Annotated in this window: 14 protein-coding genes; 8 read left to right on the top strand and 6 right to left on the bottom strand. The window is 74.5% G+C overall.

The window, feature by feature from the left end; translation table 11 throughout:
- The first annotated feature begins 15 nt into the window (after window positions 1–15).
- Together ACIG0D_RS10250 and ACIG0D_RS10245 are read left to right on the top strand one after the other, a co-directional pair.
- On the top strand, window positions 16–921 hold the full coding sequence (locus ACIG0D_RS10250) for an RNA polymerase sigma factor SigF (RefSeq protein WP_399798065.1): 906 nt from the start codon (window positions 16–18) through the stop codon (window positions 919–921).
- A 177-nt stretch (window positions 922–1098) separates the two neighbouring features.
- Entirely contained in the window at window positions 1099–2640 is a 1542-nt protein-coding gene (locus ACIG0D_RS10245) for a ricin-type beta-trefoil lectin domain protein (protein ID WP_399798062.1), read from the top strand.
- A gap of 116 nt (window positions 2641–2756) precedes the next feature.
- On the opposite strand, the gene hutI is transcribed toward ACIG0D_RS10245, so the two are convergent.
- From hutI to hutU, 4 genes are all read right to left on the bottom strand, one after another.
- Window positions 2757–4106 carry an imidazolonepropionase gene (hutI, locus tag ACIG0D_RS10240; protein ID WP_399798059.1) on the bottom strand — a complete coding sequence of 450 codons (1350 nt, stop codon included), beginning with the start codon at window positions 4104–4106 and terminating at the stop codon, window positions 2757–2759.
- Window positions 4103–5440 (bottom strand): formimidoylglutamate deiminase, encoded by a 1338-nt coding sequence (locus tag ACIG0D_RS10235; protein WP_399798057.1) that lies wholly within the window; start codon window positions 5438–5440, stop codon window positions 4103–4105. Before ACIG0D_RS10235 ends, hutI begins: the two co-directional genes overlap by 4 nt.
- A complete protein-coding gene (locus ACIG0D_RS10230; RefSeq protein ID WP_399798210.1) occupies window positions 5437–6639 on the bottom strand; it encodes an allantoate amidohydrolase in 1203 nt (400 codons plus the stop codon). The genes ACIG0D_RS10235 and ACIG0D_RS10230 overlap by 4 nt, the downstream gene beginning before the upstream one ends.
- Window positions 6640–6785: 146 nt before the next feature.
- Window positions 6786–8450, bottom strand: a complete 1665-nt coding sequence (gene hutU, locus ACIG0D_RS10225; RefSeq protein WP_399798054.1) for a urocanate hydratase — start codon at window positions 8448–8450, stop codon at window positions 6786–6788.
- 151 nt (window positions 8451–8601) lie between these two features.
- On the opposite strand from hutU, the gene ACIG0D_RS10220 reads away from it, so the two are divergent.
- From ACIG0D_RS10220 to ACIG0D_RS10200, 5 genes are all read left to right on the top strand, one after another.
- Window positions 8602–10029, top strand: coding sequence for a diaminopimelate decarboxylase (locus ACIG0D_RS10220; protein WP_399798052.1), 1428 nt, complete (start codon window positions 8602–8604; stop codon window positions 10027–10029).
- A gap of 162 nt (window positions 10030–10191) precedes the next feature.
- On the top strand, window positions 10192–10584 hold the full coding sequence (locus ACIG0D_RS10215; RefSeq protein ID WP_165999460.1) for a hypothetical protein: 393 nt from the start codon (window positions 10192–10194) through the stop codon (window positions 10582–10584).
- The gene (locus ACIG0D_RS10210; protein ID WP_399798049.1) at window positions 10581–11753 is read left to right on the top strand and encodes a hypothetical protein; all 1173 of its coding nucleotides are present in this window, start codon (window positions 10581–10583) and stop codon (window positions 11751–11753) included. The genes ACIG0D_RS10215 and ACIG0D_RS10210 overlap by 4 nt, the downstream gene beginning before the upstream one ends.
- A gap of 79 nt (window positions 11754–11832) precedes the next feature.
- Window positions 11833–12234 carry a roadblock/LC7 domain-containing protein gene (locus ACIG0D_RS10205; protein WP_399798208.1) on the top strand — a complete coding sequence of 134 codons (402 nt, stop codon included), beginning with the start codon at window positions 11833–11835 and terminating at the stop codon, window positions 12232–12234.
- A gap of 14 nt (window positions 12235–12248) precedes the next feature.
- Complete coding sequence (locus ACIG0D_RS10200) at window positions 12249–12623, top strand: hypothetical protein (RefSeq protein ID WP_399798046.1); 375 nt, start codon at window positions 12249–12251, stop codon at window positions 12621–12623.
- Between the two features lie 22 nt (window positions 12624–12645).
- Here ACIG0D_RS10200 and ACIG0D_RS10195 read toward each other — a convergent pair whose 3' ends face one another.
- Window positions 12646–13290 (bottom strand): hypothetical protein, encoded by a 645-nt coding sequence (locus ACIG0D_RS10195; protein ID WP_399798043.1) that lies wholly within the window; start codon window positions 13288–13290, stop codon window positions 12646–12648.
- 213 nt (window positions 13291–13503) lie between these two features.
- Window positions 13504–14349: a MurR/RpiR family transcriptional regulator gene (locus ACIG0D_RS10190; protein WP_399798041.1), complete on the bottom strand. Its 846-nt coding sequence runs from the start codon at window positions 14347–14349 to the stop codon at window positions 13504–13506.
- A gap of 233 nt (window positions 14350–14582) precedes the next feature.
- Between ACIG0D_RS10190 and ACIG0D_RS10185 the strand changes: the two genes are divergently transcribed.
- Complete coding sequence (locus ACIG0D_RS10185; RefSeq protein WP_399798039.1) at window positions 14583–15017, top strand: hypothetical protein; 435 nt, start codon at window positions 14583–14585, stop codon at window positions 15015–15017.
- Window positions 15018–15312 lie beyond the last annotated feature (295 nt).

The following is a 15312-nucleotide window of genomic DNA, read 5'->3' as shown; positions in this document are numbered from 1 at the left end:
ACGATGGAGGACATCATGTCACCCCGGCTCGACGAATCGCATACCCCCCAGGCGACGTCGACACTCCCTCCGGAACATCTGGATCCCATCGCCCCCGACGGCGTCGCCGCAGACGCCCTCACCGGACTCCCGGAGATCCCCCCATACGACGAAGTGGCCCCGGAAGACGCCCGGGCCCTGTCCAAGACCCTCTTCGAGCGGCTGGAGTCGCTGGAGGAAGGCACCCACGAATACGCCTACGTCCGCAACACGCTCGTCGAACTCAACCTCGCCCTGGTCAAGTTCGCCGCGTCCCGGTTCCGCTCCCGCAGCGAGCCGATGGAGGACATCATCCAGGTCGGCACGATCGGCCTGATCAAGGCGATCGACCGCTTCGAACTCAGTCGTGGCGTCGAGTTCCCGACCTTCGCCATGCCAACCATCATCGGCGAGATCAAGCGGTTCTTCCGCGACACCTCGTGGTCCGTGCGCGTCCCGCGCCGGCTGCAGGAGCTCCGGCTCGACCTGGCCAAGGCCGGTGACGAGCTGGCCCAGCAGCTGGACCGCGCGCCGACCGTCGCGGAACTGGCCGACCGGCTCGGCATCTCGCCCGAAGAGGTCGTCGAGGGCATGGCCGCGTCCAACGCGTACACCGCCTCCTCGCTGGACGCCCAGCCCGAGGAGGACGACAGCGAGGGCGCGCTGGCGGACCGTATCGGCTACGAGGACCACGGGCTCGAAGGCATCGAGTACGTCGAGTCGCTCAAGCCGCTGATCGCCGAACTCGCGCCCCGGGACCGCAGGATCCTCTCCCTGCGGTTCGTCGCCGGTATGACCCAGTCGGAGATCGGCGAGGAGCTGGGCATCTCGCAGATGCACGTGTCCCGGCTGCTGGCCCGCACGCTGGGGCGGTTGCGCAAGGGGCTGACGGTCGAGGAGTGACCTCCTCCGCGCGGAGCCGGACCCCTTCGCGCGGAGACCGACCGACGTCCGCTCCGGACGGTGCCGTTACCCGCGGAAACTCTTTCCCCGCGGGTCCCCTTCCTCCACTATGAGCCGTCATACCCGCCGGTAGGTCAGAACACCGGCGGGTCGGACGGCTGTGCGAGGAGGCGGGGGATGGGGCGGGGCGACCCGGACGACGGTCACGGTCACGATCCCGGGGACCGCGCGGGGACACCCGACGCGCACCTCACCCGGTTGCTGCGCGCCGACTCCGCCACCGCGTACCCGGCGCTGCGCGAACTGCGTGCCCGGCACCGGGAGTCCGCGCTGGCCTACGCCCGGCTCTGCGTCGCCGGCGAGTCGACGGCCCGTCAACTCGCCGCGCAGGCCTTCGCCGAGGCCGCCCGCGAGACGGCCCAGGGCACCGACCCCGCCGGGCCGTGGCGGCACCGGCTGCTGCTGCTCACTGCCCGGCTGGCCGCCGAGTGGGCCGCCGACGAGCGCTCCGCCGGGCTCGACCCGGGCGTGCTGCTCGTCCTCAACACGGCGGGACCGGGCGTCCCGGTGCCGCCGCTGCTCGGCGCGTTCCGCTCCCTGCCGTCGAACACCCAGGGCATCCTCTGGTACGCCGTAGTCGAACAGGAGGACGACGAGACCACCGCCGCCTTCCTCGGCCTGACCCGCGAGGAGGTCGCCCACGGCCGGGACGGCGCCCTCCAGGCGCTGGGCCGCGCCTGTCTGCGCGCCCGCCTCGCCGCCTCCGACGACCCGCGCTGCCGGGGCTTCGAACGGCTCCTCGAGGAGGCCGTACGGCCGTACACGGCCCGCCGCAGCGCCGATCTGGACGCCCACCGCGCGGTGTGCCCGCACTGCGCGACGGCCTACGAGGAGCTGTGCGCGCTGCGCGACGCGCCCGCCACCGCGCTCGCGGAGGGGCTGCTGCCGTGGGCGGGGACCGCGTACGCCACGGCAGGCCGGCGGCCCGAACCCCGGCCGGCGGACCCGGCCTGGCCGCCGTCGCGCCGCCGGTACGCCCTGGCCTCCGCCGCCCTCGGGGTGGCGCTGGCGCCGTTGCTCGCCTTCCTGCTGACCCCCGACGGCGACCGGATCCACAACACGGCGAGCCCGGCGGGCCCGCCGTCCGTCCCGGCCGCTCCCCCGCCGGTGACCGTCACGACGACGGCGACGGTGTCGGCGACCACGTCACCGTCCCCGTCCAGATCGCCCTCGCCGACGCGGACTTCCGCCCGGCCTCCCCAGCCGTCGCGCACCCCGGCGCCGCCTCCTCCGTCCTCCGCGCCTCCCCCGGCCCGGCCACCGGGCGCCGCCTACGCCCAGGTCGTGAACGCCGCCTCCGGGCTGTGCCTGGACATCCGCGACGGGGTGATGACGAACGGCACGGACGTCATCACGGTCCCGTGTGCCTCCTCCGCCACCCAGATCTGGCGGGTCGACGCCTGGCGGGGCGTGCTCCAGTCGGCCGCCGATCCGGAGTACTGCCTGGACAGCCGGGGTTCCGTCGACCGGGGCGTGGGCATCTGGACGTGCTCCTCGGTGAACGGGCGCAACGGCCGGAACCTGCGGTTCTCCGTGGACGCGCACGGGGTGATCCGGCCGGGGATCGCCCCGGGCCACGCGGTGACCCCGGCCGGCGGCGGACTGGCCCTGCTGCCGGAGACGGGGCGGCCGGACCAGCGGTGGCGCGCCGGCTCCTGAGGGGCGCGCCGATGTTCCTCATAGGCGCGCAGGAACGTGGGGGGCGCGAACGCTCGTGACGGGTGCGCCGGTTGCTCGCGGGCGCGAACGCTCGTGGCGGTCGCGCCCGTCGGCGGTCAGACCACGCGGATGCCGCGCCGCCAGACGCCGGTGACCAGGGGGACGCCCGGGCGGTAGGCGAGGTGGACGTGGCTCGGGGCGTCCAGCAGGATCAGGTCGGCGCAGGCGCCCGGGGTGAGGCGGCCGATGTCGGTGCGGCGCAGGGCCGCCGCGCCGCCCGCCGTGGCCGACCAGACCGCCTCGTCGGGGGTCATGCCCATGTCCCGCACGGCGAGGGCGATGCAGAACGGGACGGACGAGGTGAACGACGAGCCCGGGTTGCAGTCGGTGGACAGGGCGACCGTGACCCCCGCGTCGAGCAGCCGGCGGGCGTCCGGCCACTCGGCGCGGGTGGAGAACTCGGCGCCGGGCAGGAGCGTGGCGACCGTCCGGCCGCTCGCCAGCGCGTCGACGTCGGCGTCCGTCAGGTGGGTGCAGTGGTCGGCGCTGGCGGCGTCCAGTTCGACGGCGAGCTGCACACCGGGGCCGTACGACAGCTGGTTGGCGTGGATGCGCGGGTGCAGGCCCTTCGCCTTGCCCGCGGTGAGGATCGCGCGGGCCTGGTCGCCGTCGAAGGCGCCCTTCTCGCAGAAGACGTCGATCCAGCGGGCGTACGGCGCGCAGGCGTCCAGCATCTCGCCGGTGACCAGGGCGACATAGGCGGCCGGGTCGTCGGCGTGGTCCGGGGAGACGATGTGGGCGCCGAGGTAGGTGACCTCGTCGGTGTGGGCGGCGGCGATCCGCAGGGCGCGGGCCTCGTCGGCGACGGTCAGGCCGTAGCCCGACTTGGTCTCGAAGGTGGTCGTGCCCTGGCGCAGCGCCTCGGTGAGGTAACGGGTGAGGTTCGCCTCCAGTTCCGCGTCGGTGGCGGCGCGGGTGGCGGCGACGGTGGTGCGGATGCCGCCCGCGCTGTACGGCCGCCCGGACATCCGGGCGTTGAACTCCTCGGTGCGGTCGCCCGCGAAGACCAGGTGGGAGTGGGAGTCGACGAAGCCGGGGAGGACCGCCCGGCCGCCCGCGTCGACCCGATTGTCAGTGGCGGGTGCTTTGCTTGATTCACCGGTCCACGCGATGCGGTCGCCGTCGATGACGACGGCCGCGTCCCGGACCAGTCCGAGGGGGGAATTTCCCCCACTCTCGAATTTGCTCGAGCGGGGGGACCCCCATCCGAGGGAGGGGTCGTTGGTGACCAGGGCGGCGATGTTGGTGATGAGCGTGCTTGCGGTGCTCGCGGAGTGGGCGGGGCTGACGGTCGTCGCGTTGCTCATGGCGTCCTTGGTGGCCTGGTCGGCGGTGGGGTCGGGGGCGGGGGCGGAGCCGGCCGCGGGGGCGGATGCGGGCCGCGCGGGCGCGCGGCCCCGGTTCATCCGCGCAGGGCTGCGACGGCGTCCGCGAGGGATTTCGGCACATCCGGTACGAGGGAGTGGACCCCGTCCCGCACGACGTGCCGGCCTGCCACGACCGTATGCGACACGTCCGCTGCCGACGCGGCGAATACGGCCGTCTCGGCCCCGAGCCGCGGAGGCGGCCCTGCCGTCCTGACCGAGTCGAGCGCGATCGTCGTGAAGTCGGCGAGCGCCCCGGGCTCCAGGGTGCCTGCGTCGGTCCAGCCGAGGGCGGCGTGGCCGTCGGCGGTGGCGGCCCGCAGCAGGGCGGCGGCCGTCCAGTGGCCGCGGGTGCGGCTGCGCAGCCGCTCGTTCAGCTCCATCGCCCGCGCCTCCTCCAGCAGGTCGATGACGGCGTGGCTGTCGGAGCCGAGGGAGAGCGGCGAGCCCTCGTTCTGGAGGGCGACGGCGGGTCCGATGCCGTCGGCGAGGTCCCGCTCGGTCGTCGGGCACATGCAGGTGCCGGTGCCGCTGGAGCCGATGAGGGAGATGTCCTCGGCGGTGAGGTGGGTGTTGTGGACGCCGGTGGTGCGCGGCCCGAGGACGCCGTGCAGGGCGAGGAGCTGGGTCGGGGTGCACCCGTGGGCTTCCCGGCAGGCGTCGTTCTCGGCGGTCTGCTCGGACAGGTGCACATGGAGCGGGGCCCGCCGCTCCTCGGCCCAGCGGGCCACGGTCGCCAGCTGCTCGGCGGGCACGGCCCGCACGGAGTGGACGGCCGCCCCGATCCGCGCGTGATCGCGTTCCTTGAGAACTGAACAGCGTTCGGCCCAGGCCTCGGCGTCGCCGTCGGAGAAGCGGAGCTGATGGCGGTTGGGGGGCTGGCCGAAGCCGGAGGAGAGGTAGGCGGTGTCGAGGAGGGTGATGCGGATGCCGGCTTCGGCGGCGGCCGCGATCAGGGCCTCGCCCATCGCGTTGGGGTCAGCGTACGGGGTGCCGCCGGGGGCGTGGTGCACGTAGTGGAACTCGCCGACGGCCGTGATGCCGGCGAGGGCCATCTCGGCGTACACCGCGCGGGCGAGGGCGTGGTAGGTGTCCGGGGTCAGCCGGTCGGCGACGGAGTACATGACCTCGCGCCAGGTCCAGAAGGTCCCGCTGCCGACCTGGACGGTGCCGCGCAGGGCCCGGTGGAAGGCGTGGCTGTGCGCGTTGGCGAGGCCGGGCAGGGTGAGGCCGCGCAGCACCTCGGCGCCCGGCGGCGGGGTGCCGACTCCGGTCCGGACGGCGGTGATGCGCCCGCCGTCGGTCTCCAGGGCCACGCCCGGCTCGACGTTCGCGCCGAGCCAGGCGTGCTCCAGCCAGTAGGTCGCCTTGGTCACGTGCGGGCCAGTCCTTCCAGTACGTCGGCGAGGGCGAGCACCCCGGCCACGCAGTCGTCCTCGGCGGCGGACTCGGCCGGGGAGTGCGAGACACCGGTGGGGTTGCGCACGAACAGCATGGCGGTCGGCACGGTCCCGGAGAGGATCCCGGCGTCGTGTCCGGCACCGGTGCCGAGGACGGGGACCTTCAGGTCGGTTTCCTTGCCGAGGATGCGGGCGAGTTCGTCGCGCAGGGCGTGGTCGAACTCGACGACGGGCGTGAAGGACTCGCGGACCACGTCGAGGTCGACTCCGTGCGCGGCGGCGTACTCGCGGGCGGCCCGCTCGACGCCCTCCACCACCGTGTCGAGGGTGTCCTGGTCGGCCGCGCGGGAGTCGAGCCAGCCACGCACCAGGGAGGGGATCGCGTTGACGCCGTTGGGCTCCACGGCGATCTTGCCGAAGGTGGCGACGGCGCCGGCGAGCCGCGCCTCACGGCGGGCGGCGAGCACGGTCTCGGCGTACGACAGCATGGGGTCGCGCCGGTCGGCGAGCCGGGTCGTGCCCGCGTGGTTGGCCTCGCCCCGGAAGTCGAACCGCCAGCGGCCGTGCGGCCAGATGGCACTGGCGATGCCGACGGCGTCCCCGCTGAGGTCCAGCGCCCGGCCCTGCTCGACGTGCAGCTCGACGAACGCGCCGATACGGGCGAGGCGTTCCGGGTCCGGCCCGATCGCGTCGGGGTCGTATCCGGCGGCCTCCATGGCCTGCGCCAGGGTGACGCCGTCGCCGTCCGTCAGACGGTGGGCCTGCTCGCGGCCGAGCTGCCCGGCGGTGAGCCGGGAGCCCACACAGGCGAGGCCGAAGCGGGCGCCCTCCTCATCGCCGAAGTTGACGATGGCGAGGGGCTTGGTGAGCCGCGCGTTCCGGGCGCGCAGCTCGTCGAGCGCGGCGAAGGAGGACACGACTCCGAGCGGCCCGTCGAAGGCGCCGCCGTCGGGCACGGAGTCGAGATGCGATCCGGTGACGACGGCGTCCCCGGCGGCGGGGTCGCCGAGCCAGGCCCACTGGTTGCCGTTCCGGTCCACCTCGTACGCCAGCCCCCGGGACCGGGCCTGCTCCTCGAACCAGGCCCGGCACTCCCCGTCGGCCCCCGTCCACGCGAACCGCCGGTACCCACCGGAGTCGGGGTGCCGACCGATGGGCAGCAGCTCCCGCCACATCTCCTGGAAGGAGGAACCGCCCACAGGGTGTGGACACTCGCCGTCGATGGCAGACCGTGGCGGCTGTGGGCCGTCACTCCGCACAGCCGGGCCCGCACTCGGCGACGGGACATCGGCCCCGACCGGACGGTTGCCGTCACGCTCACTCACGCGGGGTCACCCTCACGCATCGGCACCCGCACGCCGCGCTGCTCCGCCACCGACTCGGCGATGTCGTAGCCGGCGTCGACGTGGCGGATGACGCCCATGCCGGGGTCGTTGGTCAGGACGCGGCGGATCTTCTCGCCGGCGAGGGGCGTGCCGTCGGCGACGGTGACCTGCCCGGCGTGGATGGAGCGGCCCATGCCGACGCCTCCACCGTGGTGGATGGAGACCCAGGACGCGCCGGAGGCCACGTTGACCATCGCGTTCAGCAGCGGCCAGTCGGCGATCGCGTCGGAGCCGTCCAGCATCGCCTCGGTCTCGCGGTACGGCGAGGCGACGGACCCGCAGTCGAGGTGGTCGCGGCCGATGACGACCGGCGCGGACAGCTCTCCGCTCGCCACCATGTCGTTGAACCGCTCACCGGCCTTGTCGCGCTCGCCGTAGCCGAGCCAGCAGATGCGCGCGGGCAGCCCCTGGAAGTGCACCCGCTCGCCGGCCATCTTGATCCAGCGGGCGAGGGACTCGTTCTCCGGGAACAGCTCCAGGATCGCCTTGTCGGTCCTGGCGATGTCGGCGGGGTCGCCGGAGAGCGCCGCCCACCGGAAGGGGCCCTTGCCCTCGCAGAAGAGGGGGCGGATGTAGGCGGGGACGAAGCCGGGGAAGGCGAACGCCCGGTCGTACCCGGCGAGCCTCGCCTCGCCGCGGATGGAGTTGCCGTAGTCGAACACCTCGGCGCCGGCGTCCATGAAGCCGACCATGGCCTCGACGTGCCGGGCCATGGACTCGCGGGCGCGGGTGGTGAACCCGGCGGGGTCCTTCGCGGCGTAGGAGGCCATCTCGTCGAAGGCGACGCCGACCGGGAGGTAGGACAGCGGGTCGTGGGCGGAGGTCTGGTCGGTGACGATGTCGATCGGCGCGCCCATGGCGAGCAGCTGCGGCACCAGCTCGGCGGCGTTGCCGAGGACGCCGATGGACAGCGGGCGGCGGGCGTCGCGGGCCTCGACGGCGAGCTGCAGCGCGTGGTCCAGGGAGTCGGCCTTGACGTCCAGGTAGCGGTGCTCGATACGGCGTTCGATGGCGCGCGGGTCGCAGTCGATGCAGATCGCCACGCCGTCGTTCATCGTCACGGCGAGCGGCTGGGCGCCGCCCATGCCGCCGAGCCCGGCCGTCAGCGTGATCGTCCCGGCCAGGGAGCCGCCGAACTTCTTCGCGGCGACGGCGGCGAAGGTCTCGTAGGTGCCCTGGAGGATGCCCTGGGTGCCGATGTAGATCCAGGAGCCGGCGGTCATCTGGCCGTACATGGTCAGGCCCAGCTGCTCCAGGCGGCGGAACTCCTCCCAGTTGGCCCAGTCGCCGACGAGGTTGGAGTTGGCGATGAGGACGCGCGGCGCCCACTCGTGGGTCTGCATGACGCCGACCGGGCGGCCGGACTGGACGAGCATCGTCTCGTCCTGCTTCAGGCCCTGCAGGGTCCGCACCATGGCGTCGAACGAGCGCCAGTCGCGGGCGGCCTTGCCGGTGCCGCCGTAGACGACGAGCTTGTCGGGGTGCTCGGCGACCTCGGGGTCGAGGTTGTTCTGCAGCATCCGCAGGGCGGCTTCCTGCTGCCATCCCAGGGCGCTCAGTTCCGTGCCGCGCGGTGCTCGGACGGGGCGGGGTCCTGACATGGCATGCCTCCTGACGGACGACGATCTTGTTTCTACGACTATTCACATCCTGACGGTCTGAATAGAGCTAGTCAATACACCGGTGTGCCAGCGCGGGCGCGCCGCGGATGTTTCGCTGGAGGTGGGCCGGACACAGGGACCGGGCGACGACATGACGGGGGATGCCGTGGTCAACGCGAGTGACGACAGGGCCGCGCGGGGCACGCGGGGCACGCGGGGCCGGCCGGGCGAGCCGGGCGGCGCCGAGCGGGCGGCCCGCCGGGACCAGGCGGTGCGCGCGGCGGTGGAGCAGGGCCTGCTGGGTCCCGCCGCGCCCCTCGTCGGGCTGCTCGACGTCACCGGGATCCGGGAGTCGGCCGCCGAGCTGCGGGCCGCGTTCGACGCGGTGGTGCCGCCGGGCACCCCGGTGCTGCACGCCTTCGCGGTGAAGGCGACCCCGCTGGTGCCCGTGCTGCGGCTGCTGCGCGAGGAGGGGATCGGCGCGGAGGTGGCGAGCCCCGGCGAGCTGGCCCTGGCCCGCGCGGCGGGCCTGCCGCCGGAGCGGACCGTGCTGGACTCCCCCGCGAAGACCCCCGCGGAGCTGCGCGAGGCGCTGGCGCTCGGCATCGCCGTCAACGCGGACAACCCGCAGGAGCTGGCCCGCCTCGACGCCCTGATGGCGTCCGCGCACAGCCGCTCACCCCTGGGGCTGCGGGTGAACCCGCAGGTCGGGGGCGGTTCCATCGAGGCGCTGTCCACCGCGACGGCCACCTCCAAGTTCGGGGTTGCCCTGCGCGACGAGGGCGCGCGGGACTGGGTGATCCAGGCGTACGCCGACCGGCCCTGGCTCACCCGGCTGCACGCGCACACCGGCTCGCAGGGCATCCCCCTGTCGCTGATGGCCCGGGGCGTCGCCGAGGCCCACGCGCTCGCCGAGGAGATCAACCGGCGGATCGGCCGCCCGCAGATCGACACCATCGACATCGGCGGCGGTCTGCCGGTGAACTTCGCCTCCGACGAGACGAGTCCGACGTACGCGCAGTACGCCCGGCTGCTGCGGGAGGCGGTCCCCGCGCTGTTCGACGGCCGCTACGGCCTGGTCACCGAGTTCGGCCGCTCCCTGCTGGCCAAGCACGGCACGGTGGTGGCGCGGGTGGAGTACACCAAGTCGGCGGGCGGGCGCCCGGTGGCGGTGACGCACGCGGGCGTCCAGGTGGCCACCCGCACGGTGTACGCGCCCGCCGCGTGGCCGCTGCGCATAGCGGCCTACGACGCGAAGGGCCGCCCCAAGGAGGGCCCGGAGACCGTGCAGGACATCGCCGGCCCCGCCTGCTTCGCCGGCGACCTGCTCGCCGAGGCCCGCGCCCTGCCCCTGCTGGAACCCGGGGACTACGCGGCGGCGCTGGACACCGGCGCCTACTACTTCGCGCACCACTACGCCTACAACTCGCTGGCGCGCCCCGGTATCCACGGGTTCGTGCCCGACGGCGCCGGGGGCGTGGCCTTCGCGACCGTCCGCGAGCCGCAGACGCTCCAGGAGATCGTGGCCGAGTCCGGAGGAGCGCACGCCGACGCGCTGACCGGGCTTCAACAGCCGTAATCCGACGCGCAGTTGCCCCGCCGGGAACAGGTGGCCAGCCGACCCACACTAGTACGCCGGACGCATGTTCCTGTGGAAAATGCCAGAACCCTCACCCGCCGCCCACACAGTGCGTAGCCTCGGCGTCACTCGACGGAAGGCCAGGCGGGGAGGGGAGCCACGGTGCCCGGAATCGACGAGTGCCTGCTGGACGCGATGCGATTGCCCGGTGCCCGGGGTGCCGCGCTGGTGGACTGGACGAGCGGGCTGGCGCTCGGCGTCGTCGGGGAGTTCCCCGGCGGTGACGCGGAGGCGGCCTGCGCCGAGTCGGCGGAACTCGCGCGGCTGGCGGCGGAGCACAAGACGTTCGCCCCGGACGGCGGCCCGGGCGAGGCGGATCCGCCGGTCGAGGACCTGCTGATCAGCAACCGGGACTCGTACCACGTACTGCGGTTCGTGCCGACGTCGTTCGACAGCACGGTGTTCCTGCACGTGTGGCTCGGCCGCGCGGACGGCAACCTGGCCCTCGCCCGCATCCGGCTGGGCGAGCTGGCCGGACGGCTGGTCCTGGCATGAGAGCCGTCCGCACCACCGCCCCGCCCCCGCTGCCGCGCCGGCACCGCGCGGGCGCCGCGGAGCTGGTGGCGGCCGGGCTCTCGCCGATGCTGTCCCGGCTCGCCGCCGAGCGCGCCACCGGGGTCCTGGTCCGCGAGCGCGGCACCCTCCACCTCGCCGAGGGCCGCGTGGTGCACGCCGAGAGCCCGGCCGCGCCCGGACTCGGCGTGCTCCTCACCGCCCGCGGCACGCTGGAGCCCGCCGCCTGGCGGGAGGCGGTGGACCGGACCGGATCGCCCCAGGACGCCGGGCGGCTGCTGGTCGAGCTTGGCCGGCTCGCCGCGGGGGCGCTGGAACTGTGCCGGCTGGGCGCCCTGTTCGACGCGGCGTACTTCGCGCTCGCCCCGAGCAGCGCACCCGGGCGTTTCCGCTACGGCGATCCGCTCCCGTCGGCCGGACTGCGCCCGGTGCCGGTGGCGGAGGTGGAGCGCGCGACCCTGCGCCGTCGGGAGCTGCTGTACCGCATATGGCCCGACCCGGGCACCGACACCGCGGCGCTGACCCGCCCGCACCCCGCCGCCGCCCCGGCCCGCCGGCCCCTCCCGGCCCTCGCCCTCCCGCCCCGGCAGCGGGCCGTCCTCGCCCTGGTGGACGGCGTCCGCACCGCCGCCGACATCGCCCGCGCGCTGGGCCGCCCCGGCTTCCACACCCTGGTGGACCTGCGCCGCCTGGCGGCGGCGGGCCTGGTGGCCCCGGTCCCGGCACCACCGGAGCGTCCCGCACCACCGGAACGTCCCGCGCCGCCGGAGCCCTCCGCGCCACCGGAGACTTCCTCGCCGCCGGCACCCTTCGCACCGCCGGAGACTTCCTCGACGCCGGCGCCCTCCTCCCCGCCGGCGCCCTCGGCACGACCCGCACCGCCGCTGCCGACGAGTCCACCGGCACCGACGCCTCCAGCTGCGCTGACCGTTCCACCGGTACCGACCGGTCCGCCGCCACCGGCCGGACCGGCGCCCACCGGCCGGGCCGCACCGACGGGACCACCCACACCGACGGGCCGGCCCGCACCGACCGAACCACCCATCCCCACCAGTCCGCCCCCACCGTCCCCCGCAAGCTCCCTGCCCGAGGTCACCGACCCCGACATCACCTTGCTGAAGAGGCTCAGGGATGCGCTGGAGGCCCTTTGAACGGCACCGACCGCCCACCGCGATCGCGGAGATCACCGAGATCGCCGAGATCGCCGTGCGCGCCGAGAGGAGAGAACCGATGGCGGCCGAGCCCGACATCCTCCACGAACTGCACCTGCTGAGGGCCCGGATGCCCCAGCTGACCGGCGCCCTCGCCGCCAGCGTGGACGGCCTCGTCCTCGCCCACGACACCCCCGGCGTCGAGCCGGACGGCCTGGCCGCACTGACCGCCGCCTCGCTCGGCGTCGCGGTGCGGCTGACCGACGCCACCGGCCGCGGCGGACTGCGCGAGCTGCTCGTGCGCGGCGAGCGCGGCTATGTGGCGACGTACGCGGCGGGCCGTACCGCCGTGCTCACGCTGCTCGCACAGGACCGCGTCAACGTCGGCCGGCTCCACCTGGAGGGCCGCCGGGCCGGCGCCCGCATCGGGGAGCTGGTCGAGACGGCGCACCGCACCACCCACCCCATCACCGAGAGTTGAGAGGACCCACCACCATGGCCAACACCGAGACCGCCCTCAAGGAAGCGCTCTCCTCCATCGAGGGCGCCACCGGTGTCGCGCTCGTCGACTACACCAGCGGCATGGCGCTGGGCACGCTGGGCGGCAGCAAGACCTTCGACCTGAACGTCGCCGCCGCGGGCAACACGGACGTGGTGCGCGCCAAGATGCGCACCATGGAGCACCTCGGCCTGAAGAGCGAGATCGAGGACATCCTGATCACCCTGTCCGACCAGTACCACCTGATCCGGCTGCTCAAGAGCCGCGGCGGCAACGGGCTCTTCCTCTACCTCGCGCTCGACGCCAAGCGGGCCAACCTGGCGATGGCCCGCCACCAGCTCAAGCGGATCGAGGAGGACCTGGAGGTCTGACGCGCCCTCCCCCGCCGGCGGGTCAGACCAGCGCCGCGGTGCGGCGACGCTCCCCGCTCTGCGCCGCGGCGCGGCGGCGCGCCCCGCTCTGCACCGCGGTGCGGCGGCGCGCCCCGCCCGGGGCCGCGTCGCCCGCCGCGACGCCCGTGCTGCGGTACGCCTTGACGGCCTTGCCGGCCGGGCGTCCGCCGCGCGCGGTGAGCCAGTCCACCCGCACCCACAGCAGCTCCTCCTGCGCCCGCTCCAGGCGGCCCAGCCACGCCGCCTTCAGCCACAGACCGGTCCCGCACCCGGCGAGCAGCAGCCCGCCGGCCACCGGCACCGCGAAGTTGCCGCCCAGCGCGGCGAGAAACCCGAGCAGCAGCCACCAGCGGTGCCCGCGCCGCCAGGTCCGGGCGGTCACGGCGCGGTCCTGGAGGACGTCGTACTTCCCCGCGCGGGCCGTCCCGCGGGCCAGCGCGGCATAGCGCCGGCGGCGGGCGCGGGCCACCACCACGGCGCCCGCGATGAACAGCGCCGCACCGGCGTACACGCCGATCCGCCGTCCCGTCAGCCCCGGGATGAACAGGCCGATCCCGGCCGCGCAGACGCCCAGCCACCACAGCGGCGCGGCGCCCGCCCGTACGACGACGGCCACCCGAGCCAGTCCCTGACCTCCGCGTGCCACGTTCCGCCTCCTCGTCGTCCGGCACAGTCCTGACGGCCCGGCAGGGTAGCGGCGGAACCTGAGACGAGTCTGAGAACGCGGGCCCCGGAAGCCCGGCCACTCCGCCGAAACCCCGCGGAAGCCCGGCTGTCCACGGACGCCCCAGGAAGCCCGGCTGCTCCACGAGCACCCTCCGGAAGCCCGGCCGCTCCACGAACACCCCCGGAAGCCCGGCTACTCCACGAACAGCCCCCGGGCCGCCGCCCGCGTGTCGAACTCCTCGAGCCGCGCCTGGGCGTCCGGCAGGTCGTCGCACATCGCCTCCAGCAGCACCCGCCCCAGCAGCATGGGCGCGCAGGCGGTGTCGAAGGCGAGGCCGGTGCCGACGGCGGCGGGCAGCAGCAGGTCGGAGACCTTGGCGACCGGGGCGAAGGCGGAGTCGGCGACGGTCACCACGGTCAGGCCCGCCTCCCTGGCGTACCCGAGGGTGTCCACGACCTCGCGGGGGTGGCGGGGCAGCGCGAAGCAGAGCAGGGCGGTGGCGCCCGCGCGGACGGCGCCGTCGATGCGGTCCTGGAGCATCGTGCCGCCCTCGTTGAGCAGCCGTACGTCCGGGTGGACCTTGGCGGCGAAGTAGGCGAAGCCGTGGGCCTGGGCGGCGGCGGCGCGCAGGCCGAGGACGGGCAGGGGGCGGCTCGCGGCGAGGACGCGGCCCGCGCGCTGCACCGGGCGCGGGTCGGCCAGTGCCTCGGCGAGGTGCCTGAGGTTCTCGATCTCGGCCTCGACGGCCTGCTGGTACTCGTTGAACGCGCCGGTCTCCGCGGCGGGCTGCTCGGCGGGGGCGACCTCGCGGAGGTGGCGGCGCAGCGCCGGGTAGCCGTCGAAGCCGAGGGCGACGGCGAAGCGGGTCACGGACGGCTGGCTGACCCCCGCCAGCTCGGCGAGTTCCACGCTGGAAAGGAACGGCACGTCGGCGGCGCGGCGCACCATGCTGTGCGCGATCCGGCGCTGGGTCGGCGTGAGCCGGTGCCCCTCGAAGAGCGCCTGCAGTCGTGCGGCAGGGCTGTCGGTCGGGCTCATGCCGTGCTCCCCCTTGTCACCGGGTCCGTCGTCACCACGTCTGGCGTCACCAGGTCTGGCGTCACCAGGTCTGGCATCTCCAGGTCTGGCATCTCCAGGGCTGGCATCTCCAGGTCTGGCGTCACCAGGTCTGCCTATTCAGGTAACGGAAACTCTGCATTCTCCTATGCAGCCGGGCAACAGGGGGGTTGTCCCCAGTGCCGCCGCGTCCCCCGCTTCCTACCGTGGGGGTCATGACCGGAATGGACGGGCGGGACACCGACCTGAAGAAGGAACTCGACGCCACCCTGCGCGCGCGCCGGGAGCTGGGCGAGGAGTACGAGTCGGCGCTGGTCGACTCCTTCCTGGAGAAGGTCGACCAGCGCATCGACGGCGTGGTCGAGCGCCGGGTGCGGCGGCAGCTGGCCGAGCAGCAGCTGGCGGCGGCGCGGGAGACCCGGTCGCCGGACGGCACGGACTCCTGGGGCGAGCGCTTCGGCTTCGGCATCGTCTCGCTGGTCCTGGCCGTCCCGCTGTCCGCGATCGGCGGGGGCATCGGGGGCCTGTCCGGCCTGGTCACCGCGTGGCTGGGGATCGTGGGCGTGAACGCGGTCCAGGCGGCCCGCGTCCACCCGGGCCTGTTCCGCGGGCGCGGGCGGCGGGCCGACGACTCCGGCTGGGAGGACTGAGCCCGCCGGGGAAAGACCTGCAGGGGAAGGCCCAGCGGGGGAAGACCCTGCGGGAAAGAGTTGCGCGGGGACCGCCGCACCCCCGTTTCCGGGGGGCGGGACGACGGCGGTCCCCGCGAGGGACGCGGGCCGGGTCAGGGCCGGGCTTGCGCGTCCGTGGCGTCCATGGAGGTCCGGGAGCCGCTCCGGAGGTCCTAGGCGCCGCTGGGTGCCGGTCGGAGCGGGGAGCCGCTCCCACCCCTGCCGACACCCACTACTGTGCCGGTCCCGTGTTAAGCGGGTGCTGCGCGGACGT

The sequence above is a fragment of the Streptomyces sp. NPDC052773 genome, from assembly GCF_044547145.1.
Classification (GTDB): domain Bacteria; phylum Actinomycetota; class Actinomycetes; order Streptomycetales; family Streptomycetaceae; genus Streptomyces.
Note: the sequence above shows the minus strand (reverse complement) of the source record. Positions and strands in the feature narration are given on the sequence as shown.